The following is a 17,426-nucleotide window of genomic DNA, read 5'->3' as shown; positions in this document are numbered from 1 at the left end:
GGGGCCCCGCCGGGTAAAGGGGATTGCGGCGGGACACGGGCCTGCCGACGAAGCAGGGCGGGGCGGCCCAGGGCGGCGGTTGCGGCGGTTGACCGCGACCGGGCCGCCCGGCACCTTGCGCCGATCCGCCGCAACCCGCCCAGACCCATGCAAGACGCCCAGACGATCTTCGCCCCGGCCAAGTTGAACCTCTATCTGCATGTCACCGGCAGGCGGGAGGACGGCTACCATTTGCTGGACAGCCTGGTGGCCTTCGCCGATGCGGGCGACACGGTGACCCTGCACCCGGCGGAGCGCCCGGCCTTCCGGATCGAGGGGCCGTTCGCCGGCCCGCTCCGGGCGGAAACGCCGGAGCGCAATCTGGTGGTCCGGGCCGTCCGCGCCCTGGCCGACCATCTGGGCCGGCCTGCCGATCTGGAGATTGTGCTGGAGAAGAGGCTGCCGGTCGCCAGCGGGATCGGCGGCGGTTCGGCGGATGCGGCGGCGGCCCTGCGCGGGGCCGCCCGCCTCTGGGGCGTCGCGGAGGACGAGCCGGAGCTTTACCGCATCGCCCGCACCCTGGGGGCCGACGTGCCGGTCTGCCTTCATGGCCGCACCGCCTATTTCGCCGGAACGGGGGAGGAGCTGACCCAAGGTCCCGCCTTGCCGCCGGTCTGGCTGGTGCTGGCCAATCCGGGGGTGGCGCTGGAAACCCGCGCCGTCTTCACCGCCCGCACCGCCCCCTTCACGGCGGCGCACCGGCTGGAGCGCGATCCTGTGGATGCCGCCGATCTCGCCCGGCTTCTAACCCTGCGCGGCAACGACCTGGCCGAGCCGGCGCAGCGGCTGCGCCCGGAAATCGGGCAGGTGCTGGCGGCGCTGGACAATGCGTCGGGCTGCCTGCTCTCCCGCATGTCGGGCAGCGGGGCCACCTGTTTCGGCCTGTTCGGTACGGCGGCGGAGGCGGAGCGGGCTGCTATTGGGCTGAAGGCCGGCCAGCCCGGCTGGTGGGTGCGGGCGGCACAGTTGCTCAGTTGACCCCATCCCGCCCGCGGCGGAAGTGAGCATCGTCACCCGCCAGCCTCATGGCACCCATCACAGCTTCCGGGTCGACGGGGCGGGGGAGGAGGGATAGCGTGCCGACCCTGATGCCAGAGCCGGGAGCGAACCCGATGCCGCCCTCAACCCAGCAATCCATGACGCCCGCCGACTGGCTGCTGCTGGGCATCCTGTCGATCCTGTGGGGCGGGTCCTTCCTGTTCATCGCCGTGGCCGTGCGGGAGGTGCCGCCGCTGACGCTGGTGCTGGTCCGCACGCTGATCGGCGGCCTGATGCTGCTGGCCGTGGCGCGGCTGGGCGGGCAGGCGCTGCTGGGGGTGGTCGGCAACCTGATCCCCTTCAGCCTGATCTCCTTCGGCCAGACGCTGATCCCCTCCGGCCTCACGGCCATCCTGAACGCCACCACCCCGCTCTGGACCGTGGTGCTGCTGTGGCTGATCCGGGGGGAGCGGATCGGGACGGTGAAGCTGGCAGGGCTTTTCCTGGGCGTCGCCGGCGTCGCCCTGCTGCTGGCGCCGAAGGTGGCGGGTGGCGAGCAGGCGCGGCTGGTCGGCGCGCTGGCCATTCTGGGGGCCGCCCTGTCCTATGGCACCGCCGGGGTCTGGGCTGTTCGCTTCAAGCATCTGCCGCCGGCCGTGATCTCCGCCGTCACGCTGCTCGCAACGGCCGCGATGGTGACCCCGGCCAGCCTGATCCTGGACCGGCCCTGGACCCTGTCGCCCGGCCTGGAGGCGATCGCGGCCCTGCTGGCGCTGAGCCTGGTTTCCACGGGCTTCGCCTATCTGCTGTTCTACCGCATCATGAACCGTGCCGGCCCCACCAATGCCAGCCTGGTCACCTTCCTGGTGCCGGTCAGCGCCATCCTGCTGGGCGCGCTGGTGCTGGGCGAGCGGCTGGACTGGACCGCCTTCGCCGGCATGGCCGTGATCTTCGCCGGCCTGGCCGCCATCGACGGGCGGCTGTTCCGGCGGCGGACAGGGGTGGCGCGGGCCATGTGATTGGGCGGTGGGTTTGGAGGGCGGAATGCGGCTGGTAGCCAGATATCCTCACCCTGAGCCTGTCGAAGGGCGAGGGTATCTGGCGGGATGTAGGGCTCCGATCGGCTCGGACGCCGCATGGCTCTATCGTCGACACCGCCCCACCCTCGCCCTTCGACAGGCTCAGGGTGAGGGTGGGGCTGGAGAAGGGGGTGGCAGTGGGGCGGTGCCGACGGAGAAGCCGCGCCCGATCCCCGCCACGCCTTGCGGCCCCGGAACCTGCTATGGTTCAAGAAGCCACCTCTTCCGCTGGAGCACAGGCCCATGGCCCGCATCGACGAATCCCGCCCCTTCCTGCCGGTCAAGATCGCCGTGCTGACCGTGTCCGATACCCGCGACCTTGCCAGCGACAAGTCCGGCGACACGCTGGCGGAGCGGTTGGCGGCGGATGGGCATATCCTGGCCGACCGGGCCATTGTCCGGGACGATGTCCGCGCCATCGTGGACCGGCTGCGGGGCTGGATCGCCGATCCGCAGGTGGATGTGGTGATCTCCACCGGCGGCACCGGCCTGACCGGGCGCGACGTTACGCCGGAGGCGTTCGAAAGCCTGTTCGAGAAAAAGATCGACGGGTTCGGGGAGTTGTTCCGCATGCTCTCCTACGAGAAGATCGGAACCTCGGCGTTACAGAGCCGCGCCACCGGCGGACTTGCCGGCGGCACCTACCTGTTCGCCCTGCCGGGAAGCCCCAGCGCCTGCCGCGACGGCTGGGACCTGATCCTGAAATGGCAGCTCGACAACCGCCACCGCCCCTGCAACTTGGTCGAGCTGATGCCCCGCCTGCGCGAGCATGAGGGCTGAGCGCACCGTCGCCACAAAATAGTGGTATAATCCGCTCGAGCGGGCGGGAGCCGTTGAAGGACCTATCCGAAAAGCGTAATCATTGTGCGCCCGGTGGAGGGGTTCCATGGCAAGAGGAAAGCGCCGTCGCATGGCACGGCAGGCGGCCCGGACCTATGCGCGGGCCAATCCGGACAGGCATCCGGAGCCTGTGGCGCTTGCCGCCGATATGAAGCCGGTTCCGGCGGGCGGAAACTTCAGCGGTGAACAGGATATGGTGGCGGCCAAGGCCCCACCGGCGTGCGAGCAGGAGAGCACAGGCATGACGCGGACCTTCATCTCGATGGCCAAGACGGGCGGGCAGGGCAAGACCCTGGTGGCCCAGATGCTGGTTCTCCAGCATGAGCAGAAGGGCGTGCCGACCAAGCTGGCCGCGGCGGACAGCGACACGCTGAACAACCGCTCCAAGTTCGGCCGGCTGTTCACGGGCGTGAAGGAGCTGGGCATCGGCGAGGAGCTGACCCGGATCAAGACCTCCACCGACCCGAATCTGGCGATCAAGTACTGGGACGAGTTCGGCCGCACCTTGCTGGATGGAGGCACCATCATCGATGTGGGCGCCAATGTCGCCGCCGGCCTGTTCTCCTGGGCCGAGGCGCGCAATGCCGGCGCCCTGCTGCGCCGCCGCAACTCCGCCCCCGTCGATCTGGTGGTGACCACCAAGGCCGAGGGGCAGGCGATCGAGGATGCCCGCGCCCTGATCCAGTACAGCTTCGACAAGAACGAGTGGCTGCCCATCGGCCGCCGCTTCGTGATCCTGAACGAGGTGGCCGGCGGCTTCGAGACCTACGAGTCCGACCCGGCCTTCCGCCGGCTGAAGGCCTTTGCCGGCATGGGCGTGCAGATCATCACCATGAAGCGCTGCGAGTCCGATATCTGGACGCTGATGGAGAAGGAGATGATCTCCGTCCGCGACGCGCTGAAGCTGACCGAGACGGACCTGGAAAAGCGCTACGGGATCGACGTATGGACCGGCCATGGCGGCCTGACCGACCTGAAGTCCTGGGCGGAGGAGACGCTGGCCAGCTTCGAGCGCGCCGGCCTGACCCCCTCCCGCGCCATCATGGACATGCCGGAGGCGGTGAGCGCAGATTGAGGCGGGGATCGTAGGTCGGGTCGAGGCGACGCCGACGTCCGATTTCGTCAGCACCGGCTTCATGAGGCATGAGGCCGGACCTCGCCTCCCCTGACCTACGGCTTTCCTTCCGCACACGTCACAAGAGGCGCCTTTCCCGTGGTCCGTTTCGAGAATGTCGGTCTCAGATACGGCAATGGTCCGGAGGTGCTGCGCGACATCAGTTTCGAGCTGGCGCCCGGCTCCTTCCACTTCCTGACCGGCCCCACCGGGGCCGGCAAGTCCAGCCTGCTGAAGCTGCTCTATCTGTCGGAGCGGCCGAGCCGCGGACTGATCACCCTGTTCGACCAGCCGCTGAGCAAGACGCCGCGTCCCAGGCTGGCGGAGCTGCGCCGGCGCATTGGCGTCGTCTTCCAGGATTTCCGCCTGCTGGACCATCTCACCGTCTTCGACAACGTGGCCCTGCCGTTGCGCATCGCGGGCTACAGCGAGAAGAAGGTGCAGGAGGGGGTGACGGACCTGATCGGCTGGGTCGGGCTGGGCGACCGGATGCAGGCGCTGCCGCCGACGCTTTCGGGCGGTCAGAAGCAGCTCGTCGCCATCGCCCGCGCCGTCATCACCAGCCCGAAGCTAATCATCGCGGACGAGCCTACCGGCAATATCGACCGTGAGATGTCCATGCGCATCATGCGGCTGTTCATCGAGCTGAACAAACTCGGCACCACCTGCATCGTGGCGACCCACGACATGTATCTGGTGGACAGGCTCCAGAAGCCGGTGCTGGAAATCTTCGAGGGCAAGCTGGCGGAGGCGAGCTGGTGGCTCGACCCCGCCAAGGGGCGCCCGCCGGAAGGGAACGCCGCGCCGCTGGGCTTCGAATAGAATGGATGCCCTCTCTCCGAGGAGAGAGGGATAGATCACTGAACCGTCAGGACCGACGCCAGGGCCTGCGCCTCCGGCCGGTAGAACTGGCGGTCGACCAGGATGCCGCGCGGGGTGGTCTTCTGGCCGTAGAAGGTGTCATTCCACTCCTGCCGCGGGGCGACGACGGAGCCCTCGACCGCGGCGCCGCCGAACAGGCCGCTGCTCTTGGCATAGACATACATGTCCGCCGACAGTCCGACGCCATAGGCGGCGCCGACCGCGGTGCCGATCTCCCCGATCGCGACATTGGCGTCGGCGCCCAGCTTGAACTTCCGGTCGATCACCGCGTCCAGGCCCTTCTGGGTCATGATCACGATCATCATCTGGCTGGCCTGCCCGCCGAACTGCAGGCCGAAGCTGGCCTCCGCCATGGTGTAGAAGGCGGGGCCGGACCAGTTGCCGTCGTCACCGCGGGCGACCAGCACGCCGGTGCCGCCGCCGCCGCCCAGGAAGAAGCCGGCCTGGATCACGTTCGGCAGGATCAGCACGGCCCGCGCCCGCTTCATCAGCGAAACCAGATTTGCGTATTGCGGGTCGTTCAGCAGCGACATGGCCGTGACCCGCGCCCGCTCCACCAGGATTTCCAGCTCCGATACGCCCTGCGCATAGGCCGGGCGGGCGGGACCGGCGACCGTGGCTCCCGTGGCGATGCCGAGGCCCAGCATCATCAGCGCCAGGCCGCGCTTCAGGCCGAACTTCCTCATATGACTGCTCCCTGAACCTGAGACATGGTCTTATCAGCGGGCGACCCTAGCAAAACGTCCGGGGCCGGCCCACTGGCTCGAAGATGCTGCCCCGAATTCGTGGCAAGGATTGGGCGACCGGCAGGGCCTTTCAGCAGGGCGGGGCGTTGACCTGCCCGACGCGCCAGAAGCCATCGCCCCCGTCCGCGATATGGTCCAGCCGCGTCAGATGCAGGCAGTCCACGCCCAGCGCCAACATGCGGGTGGGGGTAAGGTCCAGCGCGAGGCCGATGGCGGCGCGGATCGGGCCGGCATGGCCCACCATGACGATGTCGCGGCCGGCATGGCGGCTGGTCAGGATACGGATCGCCTCTGCGCTGCGGCGGGCCAGATCGGCGAAGCTCTCCCCGCCCGGCGGTGCGTTCAAGGCGGGATCGCGCCAGAACCCGGCCACGGCCGGATCATCGGCCAGTTCCCCATGGGTGCGGCCCTGCCACGCCCCGAAATCCTGTTCCAGCAGGCCCGGCACCGCCTCCACCGGCCCGACCCCGCCCATCGCGGCCTGGAGCCTGCGGGCGGTGTCCCGGGTGCGGGACAGAGGCGTGGCCAGCCAGACGGCGGCGGCGGGCAGGCGTGCTGCCAGGGCGTAGAATGCGGCTTCGTCGGACAGGTCGGCCGGCAGATCCAGCCGGCCGGCGATGGTGCCCGGCGTTGCGATGACCGGCGCGTGGCGGACCCACCACCAGCGCGTGACCGCCGGGCCGCCCACAGGCTACAGCCCCGCGTGGGACAGCGCGCCGACCAGGGCCAGCAGGAAGGCCAGTTCCGACACCTGCTGCGACGCGCCGAGCACATCGCCGGTGATGCCGCCGAGTTGCCGCCGCGCCATGGCGATCAGCGGCGATGCGGATGCGGCCGACACCGCCAGTATGAGCAGTCCCGCCCCGCCGCCCATCGGGTCCAGCTTGCCGAGAGCGGTTGCCGCCAGACTGATGCCGATCACGGCTGCCACCAGGGCGCGGGCATGGTTGGGGCGGCCCTGGGACGCGCTGGCGCCGGTGGGGCGCGCATCCGGCAGGACCGCCTTCAAGGCCGGCAGCAGGCCGCGGGAGAAGGCATGCGCGCCGATCAGGGCCAGGGCCACGGCCCGCGGCTCGGCAATGGCGGCCAGCGCGCCGATGCGCATGGCAAAGGACAGGATCAGGGCCGCCGCGCCATAGGTGCCGATGCGGCTGTCCTTCATGATGGACAGCTTCTGCTCCCGGTCGCGGCCGCCGCCCATCCCGTCGGCCACATCGGCCAGACCATCCTCATGCAGGGCGCCGGTCAGCCAGACCAGGGCGGCCACCGTGCAGGCGGCGGACAACCAAGGCGGCAGGCCGGCGCTGGAGAATGCCCAGTAGGCCACGCCGCCAGCGGCGCCGATCAGCCCGCCGACAAGGGGAAACCAGGCGAAGGCGCGCTCCGCCAGGTCCGCCGGCCAGTTTCCGCGCCAGGGAATGGGAATGCGGGTCAGGAAGATGACCGCTGCGGTGAATTCCATCAGGGGAGAGGCGCGCCGCGGCCCGGTTGCATCGCTCATTCCAACGGTATACGGGAGAGGCGGCCGGACCGCCAGCGCCGTTCCCTGCGAAAAGGAGGGAGCCGCTTGCCGCTGTCCGGCGAGGCAACCACCTTACGCGCAGCATCATCAGGGACAGCCCGCCATGCCCGCAGACACCACCGCCAGCCTGGACGAGGTCCGCCGCATCATCCCGGAACTCCCCGGCCCGGACCTGGAGGCCATGACGGCCGCCACCCAGCGCGAGGTGAACCTGCTGAAGCCGCCGGGATCGCTGGGAAGGCTGGAGGAGATCAGCGCCTGGATGGCCGCTTGGCAGGGGCGCACCCCGCCGGAACTGACCCACCCCCGCATCGCCATCTTCGCCGGCGCCCATGGCATCGCCCGGCGCGGCGTCTCGGCATATCCGCCGGAGGTGACGGGGCAGATGGTGCAGGCCTTCATCGACAACCGGGCCGCCATCAACCAGCTCGCCAAGGCGGCCGACGCCGATCTCAGGGTCTATGAGATGGCTGTGGAGCGGCCGACGGAGGATTTCACCCAAGGCCCGGCCATGAGCGACGAGGCCTGCGCCCATGCCTGCGCCTACGGTATGATGGCGCTGGAGCCGGGTCTGCACCTGCTCTGCCTGGGTGAGATGGGGATCGGCAACACCTCCGCCGCGGCCGCACTCTGCATGGCGCTGTTCGGGGGGGAGGCGGCGCAGTGGGTCGGACCTGGCACCGGCGTCGACCCCGCCGGCCTGAAGCGCAAGATCGAGACGGTTGAGGCCGGCCTCGCCGCCAACCCGGGCGCTCTGACGGACCCGTTCGAGGCGTTGCGCTGCCTCGGCGGGCAGGAGTTCGCGGCCATCGTCGGCGCCATTGTCGCCGCCCGGCTGGCCCGCGTGCCGGTGGTGCTGGACGGCTATGCCTGCACGGCTGCGGCGGCCGTGCTGCACAAGGCCGATCCCAAGGCGCTGGACCACTGCATGGTCGCGCATCGCAGCCGGGAGCCGGGCCATGCCCGCCTGCTGGAGGTGATCGGCAAGCGCCCGCTGCTGGATCTGGACATGCGGCTAGGCGAGGCATCGGGGGCGGCGCTCACCATCCCGCTGATCAGGATGGCGCTTGCCTGCCATACCGGCATGTCCACCTTCGCCGAGGCCGGTGTCAGCGGGAAGGGCGGCGGGCAGATGCATTGAGGCGCAGGCCGGGTCGGGCGCTGCGCCGATCCGGCCTATGACCCGCGGTCCGACGACGGCCGATGCCGCCCTGTCACACCTGGAACCACACGCCCCAGATGACCAGCGCCAGCGCCCCGAACAGGAACGCGGCGATGTAGGTGGTGACAGGAACGGGGACCTTCTCATCCGCCTGCACAGGCCTGACGGGTCTTCCGACCGGTCTTGGCGGCGCCCGCAGGGTCTTGCGGGCCGCCTTGCCGGTAGATGAGGAGATCACCCGGAGGTTCGGCCGGGGACCCTTGCCCTGGAACGGGTCGTGAAGGTCGATCAGACGCCAGTCATAGTCCGACAGGGCGTCCGGACTTCTGAACTCCACCTGGATCAGCCGGACATAGCCGGAGCCGAAACGCCCCACGGCGTCATGGAACTCCCGCCGGCCTGTCTTGGGATCATCCACCAGGGCCAGGGTCTCCCATTTGGAGCCCTTGGGCTTCTGCACAGCGAACTTCAGCAGCGCGGCCATCTGCGTCCATCCTCCCTGGCCTTTCCGGCGCTGTATTATTCCCCGGTCTGGAGCAGCGCGCCGCGCGTCCGCGCGTTCTGGAAGGCCCGCAGGAAATATAGGCCGGCAAGCACGATATAGAGAAGATTCAGCAGCACGGCCCACCCGAAATGGCTCCAGGAGAAGCCGTGCCCGAATAGCACGCCGCGCATCCCTTCGAACACATGGGTGGTGGGCAGGGCAAGGCAGATGGCGGCCAGCCAGCCCGGAAGGCCCTCCACCGGCCAGTAGACGGCGCTGAAGGGGGCCAGCACGAACACCGCCATCCAGGCCAGCCCCTCCGCCCCCAGCCCGTGGCGCAGGATCATGCCGGAGGTCAGCAGCCCCACCGTCACCCCCGTCAGCATCAGCATGGCGAAGAAGGCGATCAGCGGCAGTCCTAGGGAGAACAGGTTGAAGCCGAACAGCGGGATGGCGAGCAGGATGGGCATGGACAGGCCGATGGCCGCCCGGATCACGCCCACGGCCATCAGGGCGGCCACCCACTCCCAGGCCCGCATGGGGCTGACGAACAGGTTGCCCAGGTTCCGGCTCCACAGCTCCTCCAGGAAGGAGATGGTCATGGATATCTTGGTGCGGACCAGCACCTCCCACAGCAGCACGGCCCCCAGCAGCACGCCGGCGGCCTGGGCCACCCAGCTCGAATTGCCCACCAGGAACTGCGACAGCAGTCCCCAGATCAGCAACTGCACCGTGGGCCAGTAGGCCAGCTCCAGGATGCGCGGCCAGGAGGCGCGGATCAGGTACCAGTGCCGCAGCACGATAGCCCCGATCCGGCGGGCGGAGGAGGCGCGCAGAGGCGGGCGCTGATAGGCGAAAGCCTCCGGCGGGGGCGGAGCCGGACCACGCCGTACGGCGGCATCGGGCGCGGGCTTCGGCGGGGAATGATCAGGAGGCATGTCCGGTCACTTAGACCGGATCGGCTGTATGGGCAAGGGAGGGAACCCTCTTCCCCTCGCCAGGATTACTGCAGTGCGGCAAGCATGGCCGCCAGCACCAATCCCGACGTGATGACCCCCGCCACGGCATAGAGGGAGATGGCGGGGCGGAGGTCCTTGACCATGGCGCGGGCGCGGCCTTCGCCCAGCCAGGGCTGCTGCACCACGATCTCCCCCTCCCGCCTGGGGCCGGAGAGGGCAAGGTCCAGCGCGCCGGCCAGGGCGGCCACGGTCCAGGCCTCCGCCCCCAGCGGATGGCAGCGCGCGTCCTTCGCGGCGGTAGCCAGCGCGCGGCCGGCCCGGCCGTTCGGCACGAACAGGGATGAGAGCGCGATCACGCCGGCGGCGATCCAGGCCGGCACGATTGCCAGGAGGTGGAAGAGCGCCGCGGCCGCTCGCCCGAACTGCTGGAACCGGGGCAGGCCGGTATGGCCGATGCTGTCGCGCATGGCGAGCGCCGTAACCCAGAGCAGCAGTCCCGGCGGCCCCAGTGCGGCATGGAACAGGACAGGGGCCACCAGCCCCGTCAGCAGGCCGCGCGCCCCGCTCTCCACCGCCGCCCGGATGACGCCGTGGAAATCCAGGCTCCAGGCCTGCCGGTCGGTGAGGGGGCCACGGCCAGCCGCCCGGCCTCCACCCCGCCGCGCTCAAGCGCCGCCCCGACTTGCCGCATGCCGGCCCAGGGTCGCCGCACATCCAGGCAGCGCGCGGCCAGCACCATCTCCACCATCCAGCCGCCGGGCGTCTGGCGCGTCGCGAAGGCCAGCAGCAGCCCCGCGGCTACAGCCCCGGCGGCCAGCAGCATCACGGTCAGGGTTCCGCGGGCGCGGCGCGTCGAATCCGTACGCTCGATCCGGTTCAGCCTGCGGTCGAACCACTCCGCAAGCCGCGCCAGCAGCTCCACCGGCCGCGGGAACAACCGGTTCAGCCAGCGGATATCGCCGATGCAGGCATCCAGCAGCAGCGCCATCAGAAGGACGAGCAGCGACTCCGCCGCACCGGGAAAGGGAAGAAGCATGGAATGGCGGTTCAGGTTGGAACAGGCCGGGCAACCCTAGGCGGTCAATGGCATGGTTGCCAAGGCGGACGCCCGCGTCGGTCACTGTTTTCCAGCAGAAACGTAGGTCGGTCGCGCGATGCGTGGCCGACAGCCATCTGAACCATTCAACGCCGTCCTCCCCGTGGGGAGGGTTGGTTCGGGTATGGGAAAGGATGAATAGGATGGATGGGATGACGGAGAGCACCTCATCTGCCGATGCAGGCTGGTGCTGCAAGATTGGCTCCGCCGGATTGGCGTGCCATCCTATTTATCCTATTCATCCTTTCCAGATATCAAATCGGCTGTCGGAGCCCGCGCGGAAGGCGTCAAATGGCTGGGCCGGTGACATCTAGAAAGATGAATAAGATGAACAGGATGAAAATGATGGGCCTGCCGGTTCCCGGTAGCGCGCCGACCTCATCAGAATAATAAGCGGCTACGCCGCCGCGCCGCAGGCGCAGTCAGCCGAGATGATCTCCGCGACTGGAGCCCACCGCACCGCTCCACCTTTTCTATCCCTCAAAAAGCAGGCTTTTCTCCGTCACGCCCGTACCCGGCTATGTAGCCGCCGGAGCCGCGGCGGGCAGGGGGGCGGAAGCCGGGGCGCTTACAGGGATGGGGGCTGCTTCCGGTGCGGCCAGCCGCAAAGCGGGGCCGGGCTGCCGCCAATCCAGCGTGTCGAAGCCGCCGCAATGGCCGCACACAGCACCCCAGGCCGCGGCGATGGTGCCGCAGGAGCCGCAGACCCAGGCGGGGTCCGGTTCGGCCCCGGCCAGCTTGGACAGATATTCCCGCACCTGCGGGCCGTCGCCATGCTCCAGCCGCTCCGCTTCCGCCAGCAGGCGGTAGATGCGGGCGCTGGGCGCAATCGTGCGAGCCTGATGCAAATGGTTGCGGGCCTGTCCCCACAGGCGGGCGCGCATGCTGGCCTCCGCCAGGGCAATATGGCCGTCCGCCGCCTTTGGATTCAGCGCCACCAACTCCTCATACCGCTTCACCCGCACCAACGGATCGGCGCTTTCCGCCGTGTCTCCCCAGGCTGCCGCAAGGTCGGGATGGGGGGCGATGCGCCAGCAGGTTTCCAGCACCTTCGCGGCCGGCTTCGGCTTGCCCACGGCAATCTTCGCGCGGGCGAGCTGCACCGCGGCTGGCACAAAGCCGGGGCAGAGATCGTGCGCCTTCTGGGCCAGGATCATGGATTGCTCCGCCTGCCCGGCGCCGGCGGCCTGCCGGCTCTCCTCCACCAGCAGGGCGGCGCGGTCGCGCTTGGCCCGTTCGGGCGGCAGCGCCTTGATGCGGGCGGCCTTCTGCAGGGCGATCTCCGCCTCTCGCCAATGGCCGCTCTGCGCCTCCAACTCCACCAGGGCGGTGGCCGGCCACTGGCTCTTGGGCTGAAGCTTCTGGGCGCGGCGGGCCAGCTCCAGCGCCTCCGGTCGGTTCCCGGCGCGCAGCGCCTGGGTCAGAAGGCCGCGCAGGCCCAGGAACTCCGTCTCCGGCCGTTCCAGCATGGCCTGGAAGTACTTGCGGGCGGCTTGGTCATCGCCCTGCAACTGCGCGGCCTGGGCCGACAGCAGCAGGGTCAGCGGCGGCTCGTTCAGAAGCACGTCCGCCTTGCGGGCATAACGCGCTGCCGCCTCCGCATCGCCAGCGGCCACGGCCACCATGCCTTGGGTCAGCGCCTTGTAGCCGCGTTCCCGCTTGGCCTGCTGGCGATAGCGGCCGAAGGCGCGGGGGCTGCTCACCAGGGCGCGCCATAGCCGGTAGATCAGCGCCGCACCGACCACCAGCACCAGCACCGCCACGGCCAGGACGCCGGTGCTGGTCTGGATCAGATAGCCCTGCCACTCGATCTCCACCTGTCCCGGCCGATCGGCCAGCCAGACCGCCGCCGCCACCAGGATGGCGATCTTCAGGAAAAGCAGGATGGCGCGCTTCATTGCCCGGCACTCCCGCTCAGCCGCGCCACCGCGAACTCGCCTGCGGCCCTGGCAGCTCGTTCCGCCGCGACGCGGGTACGGGCGTCGGTCAGCCAGGGCGCGGCAGCCTCGGCCGCAGGGCCGGACAGGGTGGACAGCTCCTGCACCGCATGGGCCAGATCGCCGGTATCCAGGGCGGCCTCGGCCCGCGACACCACCGCCTGCACCGAGTCCCCCGCCACCTCGCCGGAGGCGCGGCGCACGGTCACCAGGGAGGACATGCGGCCCAGCGTCTGGTCCATCCAGCTCGCATCTGTGCGCAGCCGTTCGGCCTGGATGATCTCCGTCGCCAAACCGTCGAAGCGGGTGCGGAGCGCGGTGGCCGTGGGCAGGCCCTGCTCCGCCCGCGGGGCCAGATCGGCCAGCGCCGGTTCAAGCTGCGGCACCCCGGCGGCCAGCGCCTGCACGGCCCGCAGCTCCGCCCCGTAGGGCCGGCCCGCATTCAGGGCGGCCTGCAACTGGTTGGCCGCGACCAGCAGCGCTTCCCCCTCCGCACCGCCGGCAAAGGCCGTCGGCAGGCTGGACACCCGGTTCTCCAACCGCTCCAGCCGGGAGCCGAGGTCGCCCAGCGCCGATTCCAGCGCCGCGACACGGGCCGGGTCCGCCCCGCCGCCTTCCGCGGGCGGGGGCGGCGCGCTCTCCAGGGCGGAGACACGGCTACCAAGGTCGTTCACCGCCTGGACGACCGGCGACAGATCCACCGGTTCGCCGCCGGACGGGGCGGGCCGGCTTGCCAGTGACTGCACCTCGCCGGCCAGCCGCTCCACATCTTGGCGCAGGGCGTCCAGGGCGGCGGGATCGGACGCATTGCCCTCCGTCGGGGTGGCGGGAAGGGCCTGGACCACACCCCGCAACGACTCCAGTTCGCGGGACAGGGCGCTGACCTGCTCCGGCAATGCGGCGACAGGGGCCGGAATTTCTGTCGGAGGCGGGGCGTCCGCGGCCTGTTGCTGAAGCCGGCCGATCTCCGCCCGCGCCTGCTCCAGATCGCCGGAAAGTGCCGCCACCTGTGCCCGCGTGGCCTCCAGCTCCGCAGCCCAGGCGGGCGCTTCGGCGGTCCGGCCCAGCCCCGGCAGGTCGCCATGCCGCATCAGCCCGAACACGCCGGTGCCCAGCCCCACCAATGCCACCACGAAGGCCGCGGCCCCGATGCGGCTGGTCCGCTGGGCAGTATCGCGGGCCGGCGGCTCCGGTGGTGGGGCGTGGGGCGGCGGCGGTGTTTCGGCGGGGCCGTCCTGCTTCGGGTCCGCATCCGGGTCCGGCACGGCGGTCGCCGGACGGCTGGGCATCTTCGGCGGGGGCGTGGGAGCGACCGGGTCCGGGGCAGGGGATGGGGCGATCTGCTCCGGCTCCACATCGATGATCCGCGGCTCCGGGTGCGGCGGGGGCGGGGTTTCGCCGCCTTCCGCCTCCTCCGGCAGAAGGCTGATGGCGCGGTCCAACTCTTCCTGCGTCAGGGAGATGTCGTGCGAGGCTGCGGCGGCCATGATGTCGGCGCGGCGGTTCCCGGGCACATGGCCGCGCTTCTTCCAGCCCTGCACCGTGGTCACGGGAATGCCCAGCTTGCCCGCCATGGGCCGGATGCCGCCGAACTTCTCCACCAGCGCTTCTGTAGCGCGGGCGGCTTCTTCTCCCATGCCGGGGCTGTGCGGGTTGGCCATCGATGCTCCCTCCGGTTCCGGTTATCCGGTTCTTCCCGGCCGATCCAATGCCGGCCGTACGTGTCCATCCCGCGTACGCTTCAGCCGGGCAGCAGCTCCAGCATCGCTTCCGCCTCCATGCGGTCGGCCGTGCGGACCTCCTGAAAGCGCAACCCGTCCAATCCTGCGGCGACCGCGGCGCTGAGGCAAAGCGCAGTGATCCTTGCACATGCCGCCTGCCGGCCATGGGACGTCAGAAGGCTAGCAAACGTACGCGCCGTCCGGGGAGAGAAAAACATGGCGTACCCGATCAGGCCTTGATCCAGCGCATCCAGCGAGGCGGCGGATAGGGTACCCGCCGCAACCGCCTCGTACCCGACGACGCGGGTAAGATTGATGCCATGCGGGCGCAGCAGTGCGCCGATATCCACAGCCACCGCCGCCCCGCCGACATGCAGCAGCCGGCCCTTCGCCGGGTCGATCATGCGGGTTAGATCGGCAGCCAGGGCCTGCCCGTCTCCCGCCGCGGCGGTGACATGGACGAAGCCTGCCTGCCGCGCGGCGTCCGCTGTCTTGCGGCCCACGGCATGGACCGGCAGGTCGCGTATGTGTGTCCGGCCCGCTGCAGCACGTACGCCGTTGGCGCTGGTGAAGACCAGCGCCTGCACGCCGGTCAGGTCCAGCGGCTCCGTCCCGGTGAACCGGATATCCAGCAGCGGTTCGATGAGGGGGGTGTGTCCGCGCCGGCGTAGCGCTTCCGCCAGTTCCGCCGCATCGGCCTCCGGCCGTGTGACCAGGACGCCCGCCATAGCGGCGGCCGGCCTCAGGACCATTCCGGCGGGCGGAACCCCGGCGTACCCGGCGGGCCGAAGAAGTCCGGCGGCAGCAGACTCTTCAGCTCCCGGCCGGCATCATCGCCCATCTCCGCCGCGTCGGCTGGATCACCGGTGCGGCTGGTGCGGAACCATTGGCTGCCGTCGCCGCGGATCACGAGAGCCTCCAGCGACAGCCTGTCCCCGTTCAGGGTGGCGAGTGCGGCGATGGGGGTGCGGCAGGACCCGTCCAGCGCCGTCAACACGCCGCGCTCCGCGGTGACGCGGGTGAAGGTCTCGGCACAGTTCAGGGCGGCGAGATACCTGTTGGTCCGGGTGTCGTCGGCGCGGGATTCGATGCCGATGGCCCCCTGGGCCACGGCGGGCAGCATGATTTCCGGCTCGATGATGCTGGTGATGCGGTCGGCCGTGTGCAGGCGGCGCATGCCGGCCACGGCCAGCAGCGTGGCGTCCACCTGCCCCTCCTCCAGCTTGCGCAGGCGGGTCTGAACATTGCCGCGGATGGGCACCACGCGCAGGTCCGGCCGCCGGGCGAGCACCTGGGCCTGACGGCGCAGCGATGCCGTGCCCACCACGGCGCCCGGCGGCAGGTCGTCCATGGTCTTGGCGGTCAGGCTGAACCAGGCATCCCGCACATCCTCGCGCGGCAGCATGGCGGTGAGCTGCAGGCCGGTGGGCAGCCAGGTTGGCACATCCTTCATGGAGTGGACGGCCAGATCGATGCGGCCGTCCTGCAGCGCGTCCTCGATCTCCTTGGTGAACAGGCCCTTGCCGCCGGCTTCCTGGAGCGTGCGGTCCTGGATGCGGTCGCCGGTGGTCTGGATTACCACGATCGCAATGGCGTCGGGGGCGGCCAGCTCCGGCCAGGCCTTCGCCAGCCGGTCGCGGGTTTCATGGGCCTGCGCCAGCGCCAGCGGGCTGCCGCGCGTCCCGATGCGGAGAAGGGCGTTCGTCATGACTGTCTGCATATCGCCGAATGGCTGCGTTGGGAAGCGGCCGCTTGTCGCGAGCCTGCCGCTTCACTAGCTTCCGCGCCATCATGAAGGTACTCGGCATCGAAACCAGTTGCGATGAGACGGCGGCGGCCGTGGTGGAAGCCACCGGAAGCGCCGCCAGCGGCACCGTTCTGTCCAATGTGGTGTTGAGCCAGCTCGATGACCACGCGCCCTATGGCGGCGTCGTGCCGGAAATCGCGGCGCGCGCCCATCTCCAGCATCTGGACGGCCTTGTCCGCCGCGCGCTGGAGGAGGCCGGGACGGGGCTGGAAGATATCGACGCCATCGCCGCCACCGCCGGTCCGGGCCTGATCGGCGGGGTCATGGTGGGGGTGATGACGGCCAAGGCCATGGCCGCCGTGACGGGCAAGCCCTTCATCGCCGTCAACCATCTGGAAGGCCACGCGCTCACTGCCCGCCTGACGGACGGGGTGGCGTTCCCCTACCTGCTGCTGCTGGTCAGCGGCGGGCACTGCCAGTTGCTGGCGGTGGAGGGTGTGGGGCGCTACCGGCGCTTGGGAACCACCATCGACGATGCGGTGGGGGAGGCGTTCGACAAGTCCGCCAAGCTGCTGGGGCTCGGCTATCCCGGCGGGCCGCGGATGGAGCAGGCGGCGGGCCGCGCCACCGATCCCGGCCGGTTCGAACTGCCGGTGCCCATGAAGGGCAAGCCGGGCTGCGACTTCAGCTTCAGCGGCCTCAAGACCGCCGTGCGCCGCCATGCGGAGCTGCTGGGCAAGGCTATGACCGATGCGGATGTGGCCGACCTCGCCGCCAGCTTCCACCGCGCCGTGGGCGACAGCCTTGTGGACCGCTGCAACCGCGCCATGAAGCTGTTCCGGGCGGAACATCCGGAGGGACGGGCCCTGGTGGTGGCCGGCGGCGTCGCCGCCAACAAGGTGCTGCGCGCCCGGCTGGCGGAGCTGTGCGCGGCCCGCCGCTTCGATTTCGTCGCACCGCCTCTGCAGCTCTGCACCGACAATGCGGCGATGATCGCCTGGGCCGGGCTGGAGCGCTTCCGCCTCGGCCTCACCGACCCGCTGGATTTCGCCCCCCGCCCACGCTGGCCGCTCGATCCGGCAGCCAAGGCGGCGCCCTTCGCGGGGGTGAAGGCCTGAAC

Annotated in this window: 18 protein-coding genes; 7 read left to right on the top strand and 11 right to left on the bottom strand. The window is 70.2% G+C overall.

Going from position 1 to position 17,426, the window contains the following annotated elements; genetic code table 11:
- Positions 1-147 precede the first annotated feature (147 nt).
- From DOL89_RS11720 to ftsE, 5 genes are all read left to right on the top strand, one after another.
- Positions 148-1,017, top strand: coding sequence for a 4-(cytidine 5'-diphospho)-2-C-methyl-D-erythritol kinase (locus DOL89_RS11720; protein ID WP_119679323.1), 870 nt, complete (start codon positions 148-150; stop codon positions 1,015-1,017).
- Between the two features lie 98 nt (positions 1,018-1,115).
- Positions 1,116-2,036 carry a DMT family transporter gene (locus tag DOL89_RS11715; RefSeq protein ID WP_225889773.1) on the top strand — a complete coding sequence of 307 codons (921 nt, stop codon included), beginning with the start codon at positions 1,116-1,118 and terminating at the stop codon, positions 2,034-2,036.
- A 303-nt stretch (positions 2,037-2,339) separates the two neighbouring features.
- Positions 2,340-2,876, top strand: a complete 537-nt coding sequence (moaB, locus tag DOL89_RS11710; RefSeq protein WP_119679321.1) for a molybdenum cofactor biosynthesis protein B — start codon at positions 2,340-2,342, stop codon at positions 2,874-2,876.
- A gap of 106 nt (positions 2,877-2,982) precedes the next feature.
- A complete protein-coding gene (locus DOL89_RS11705) occupies positions 2,983-4,011 on the top strand; it encodes a hypothetical protein (RefSeq protein WP_225889772.1) in 1,029 nt (342 codons plus the stop codon).
- Positions 4,012-4,149: 138 nt separating this feature from the next.
- The gene (gene ftsE / locus DOL89_RS11700; protein ID WP_119679320.1) at positions 4,150-4,872 is read left to right on the top strand and encodes a cell division ATP-binding protein FtsE; all 723 of its coding nucleotides are present in this window, start codon (positions 4,150-4,152) and stop codon (positions 4,870-4,872) included.
- 35 nt (positions 4,873-4,907) lie between these two features.
- On the opposite strand, the gene DOL89_RS11695 is transcribed toward ftsE, so the two are convergent.
- From DOL89_RS11695 to cobS, 3 genes are all read right to left on the bottom strand, one after another.
- On the bottom strand, positions 4,908-5,618 hold the full coding sequence (locus DOL89_RS11695; RefSeq protein ID WP_119679319.1) for a lipid-binding SYLF domain-containing protein: 711 nt from the start codon (positions 5,616-5,618) through the stop codon (positions 4,908-4,910).
- Between the two features lie 130 nt (positions 5,619-5,748).
- Positions 5,749-6,366 carry a histidine phosphatase family protein gene (locus DOL89_RS11690; RefSeq protein ID WP_119679318.1) on the bottom strand — a complete coding sequence of 206 codons (618 nt, stop codon included), beginning with the start codon at positions 6,364-6,366 and terminating at the stop codon, positions 5,749-5,751.
- 3 nt (positions 6,367-6,369) lie between these two features.
- Positions 6,370-7,179, bottom strand: a complete 810-nt coding sequence (gene cobS, locus DOL89_RS11685; RefSeq protein WP_119679317.1) for an adenosylcobinamide-GDP ribazoletransferase — start codon at positions 7,177-7,179, stop codon at positions 6,370-6,372.
- 124 nt (positions 7,180-7,303) lie between these two features.
- On the opposite strand from cobS, the gene cobT reads away from it, so the two are divergent.
- Complete coding sequence (gene cobT / locus DOL89_RS11680; RefSeq protein ID WP_119679316.1) at positions 7,304-8,341, top strand: nicotinate-nucleotide--dimethylbenzimidazole phosphoribosyltransferase; 1,038 nt, start codon at positions 7,304-7,306, stop codon at positions 8,339-8,341.
- Between the two features lie 73 nt (positions 8,342-8,414).
- On the opposite strand, the gene DOL89_RS11675 is transcribed toward cobT, so the two are convergent.
- From DOL89_RS11675 to hemC, 8 genes are all read right to left on the bottom strand, one after another.
- Positions 8,415-8,846, bottom strand: coding sequence for a hypothetical protein (locus DOL89_RS11675; protein ID WP_119679315.1), 432 nt, complete (start codon positions 8,844-8,846; stop codon positions 8,415-8,417).
- A gap of 35 nt (positions 8,847-8,881) precedes the next feature.
- Positions 8,882-9,784 carry an ABC transporter permease gene (locus DOL89_RS11670; protein WP_119679314.1) on the bottom strand — a complete coding sequence of 301 codons (903 nt, stop codon included), beginning with the start codon at positions 9,782-9,784 and terminating at the stop codon, positions 8,882-8,884.
- 65 nt (positions 9,785-9,849) lie between these two features.
- The gene (locus DOL89_RS25845) at positions 9,850-10,377 is read right to left on the bottom strand and encodes a cobalamin biosynthesis protein (RefSeq protein ID WP_263973570.1); all 528 of its coding nucleotides are present in this window, start codon (positions 10,375-10,377) and stop codon (positions 9,850-9,852) included.
- On the bottom strand, positions 10,350-10,841 hold the full coding sequence (locus DOL89_RS25840; protein ID WP_119679312.1) for a cobalamin biosynthesis protein: 492 nt from the start codon (positions 10,839-10,841) through the stop codon (positions 10,350-10,352). The genes DOL89_RS25845 and DOL89_RS25840 overlap by 28 nt, the downstream gene beginning before the upstream one ends.
- A gap of 578 nt (positions 10,842-11,419) precedes the next feature.
- Positions 11,420-12,799, bottom strand: coding sequence for a heme biosynthesis protein HemY (locus DOL89_RS11655; RefSeq protein ID WP_119679311.1), 1,380 nt, complete (start codon positions 12,797-12,799; stop codon positions 11,420-11,422).
- Entirely contained in the window at positions 12,796-14,499 is a 1,704-nt protein-coding gene (locus DOL89_RS11650; RefSeq protein ID WP_119679310.1) for a mitofilin family membrane protein, read from the bottom strand. The genes DOL89_RS11655 and DOL89_RS11650 overlap by 4 nt, the downstream gene beginning before the upstream one ends.
- Positions 14,500-14,579: 80 nt before the next feature.
- Positions 14,580-15,311, bottom strand: coding sequence for a uroporphyrinogen-III synthase (locus DOL89_RS11645; protein WP_119679309.1), 732 nt, complete (start codon positions 15,309-15,311; stop codon positions 14,580-14,582).
- Positions 15,302-16,267, bottom strand: coding sequence for a hydroxymethylbilane synthase (gene hemC, locus DOL89_RS11640; RefSeq protein WP_119680385.1), 966 nt, complete (start codon positions 16,265-16,267; stop codon positions 15,302-15,304). Before hemC ends, DOL89_RS11645 begins: the two co-directional genes overlap by 10 nt.
- Positions 16,268-16,350: 83 nt before the next feature.
- Here hemC and tsaD point away from each other — a divergent pair, with 83 nt between their 5' ends.
- A complete protein-coding gene (gene tsaD / locus DOL89_RS11635; protein WP_119680384.1) occupies positions 16,351-17,424 on the top strand; it encodes a tRNA (adenosine(37)-N6)-threonylcarbamoyltransferase complex transferase subunit TsaD in 1,074 nt (357 codons plus the stop codon).
- The last annotated feature ends 2 nt before the right edge of the window (positions 17,425-17,426 follow it).

Origin of the sequence: Indioceanicola profundi (assembly GCF_003568845.1) — a bacterium.
Lineage (GTDB): Bacteria > Pseudomonadota > Alphaproteobacteria > Azospirillales > Azospirillaceae > Indioceanicola > Indioceanicola profundi.
This window is presented reverse-complemented; position numbering and strand designations above follow the sequence as displayed.

Excerpts from the sequence above, each read along its gene's own strand:
- DOL89_RS11720 (WP_119679323.1), top strand. The coding sequence starts at position 148 with ATGCAAGACGCCCAGACGATCTTCGCCCCGGCCAAGTTGAACCTCTAT.
- moaB (WP_119679321.1), top strand. The coding sequence starts at position 2,340 with ATGGCCCGCATCGACGAATCCCGCCCCTTCCTGCCGGTCAAGATCGCC.
- DOL89_RS11705 (WP_225889772.1), top strand. The coding sequence starts at position 2,983 with ATGGCAAGAGGAAAGCGCCGTCGCATGGCACGGCAGGCGGCCCGGACC.
- DOL89_RS11695 (WP_119679319.1), bottom strand. The coding sequence starts at position 5,618 with ATGAGGAAGTTCGGCCTGAAGCGCGGCCTGGCGCTGATGATGCTGGGC.
- cobS (WP_119679317.1), bottom strand. The coding sequence starts at position 7,179 with ATGAGCGATGCAACCGGGCCGCGGCGCGCCTCTCCCCTGATGGAATTC.
- cobT (WP_119679316.1), top strand. The coding sequence starts at position 7,304 with ATGCCCGCAGACACCACCGCCAGCCTGGACGAGGTCCGCCGCATCATC.
- DOL89_RS11675 (WP_119679315.1), bottom strand. The coding sequence starts at position 8,846 with ATGGCCGCGCTGCTGAAGTTCGCTGTGCAGAAGCCCAAGGGCTCCAAA.
- DOL89_RS11670 (WP_119679314.1), bottom strand. The coding sequence starts at position 9,784 with ATGCCTCCTGATCATTCCCCGCCGAAGCCCGCGCCCGATGCCGCCGTA.
- DOL89_RS25840 (WP_119679312.1), bottom strand. The coding sequence starts at position 10,841 with ATGCTTCTTCCCTTTCCCGGTGCGGCGGAGTCGCTGCTCGTCCTTCTG.
- DOL89_RS11655 (WP_119679311.1), bottom strand. The coding sequence starts at position 12,799 with ATGAAGCGCGCCATCCTGCTTTTCCTGAAGATCGCCATCCTGGTGGCG.
- DOL89_RS11650 (WP_119679310.1), bottom strand. The coding sequence starts at position 14,499 with ATGGCCAACCCGCACAGCCCCGGCATGGGAGAAGAAGCCGCCCGCGCT.
- DOL89_RS11645 (WP_119679309.1), bottom strand. The coding sequence starts at position 15,311 with ATGGTCCTGAGGCCGGCCGCCGCTATGGCGGGCGTCCTGGTCACACGG.
- hemC (WP_119680385.1), bottom strand. The coding sequence starts at position 16,267 with ATGACGAACGCCCTTCTCCGCATCGGGACGCGCGGCAGCCCGCTGGCG.
- tsaD (WP_119680384.1), top strand. The coding sequence starts at position 16,351 with ATGAAGGTACTCGGCATCGAAACCAGTTGCGATGAGACGGCGGCGGCC.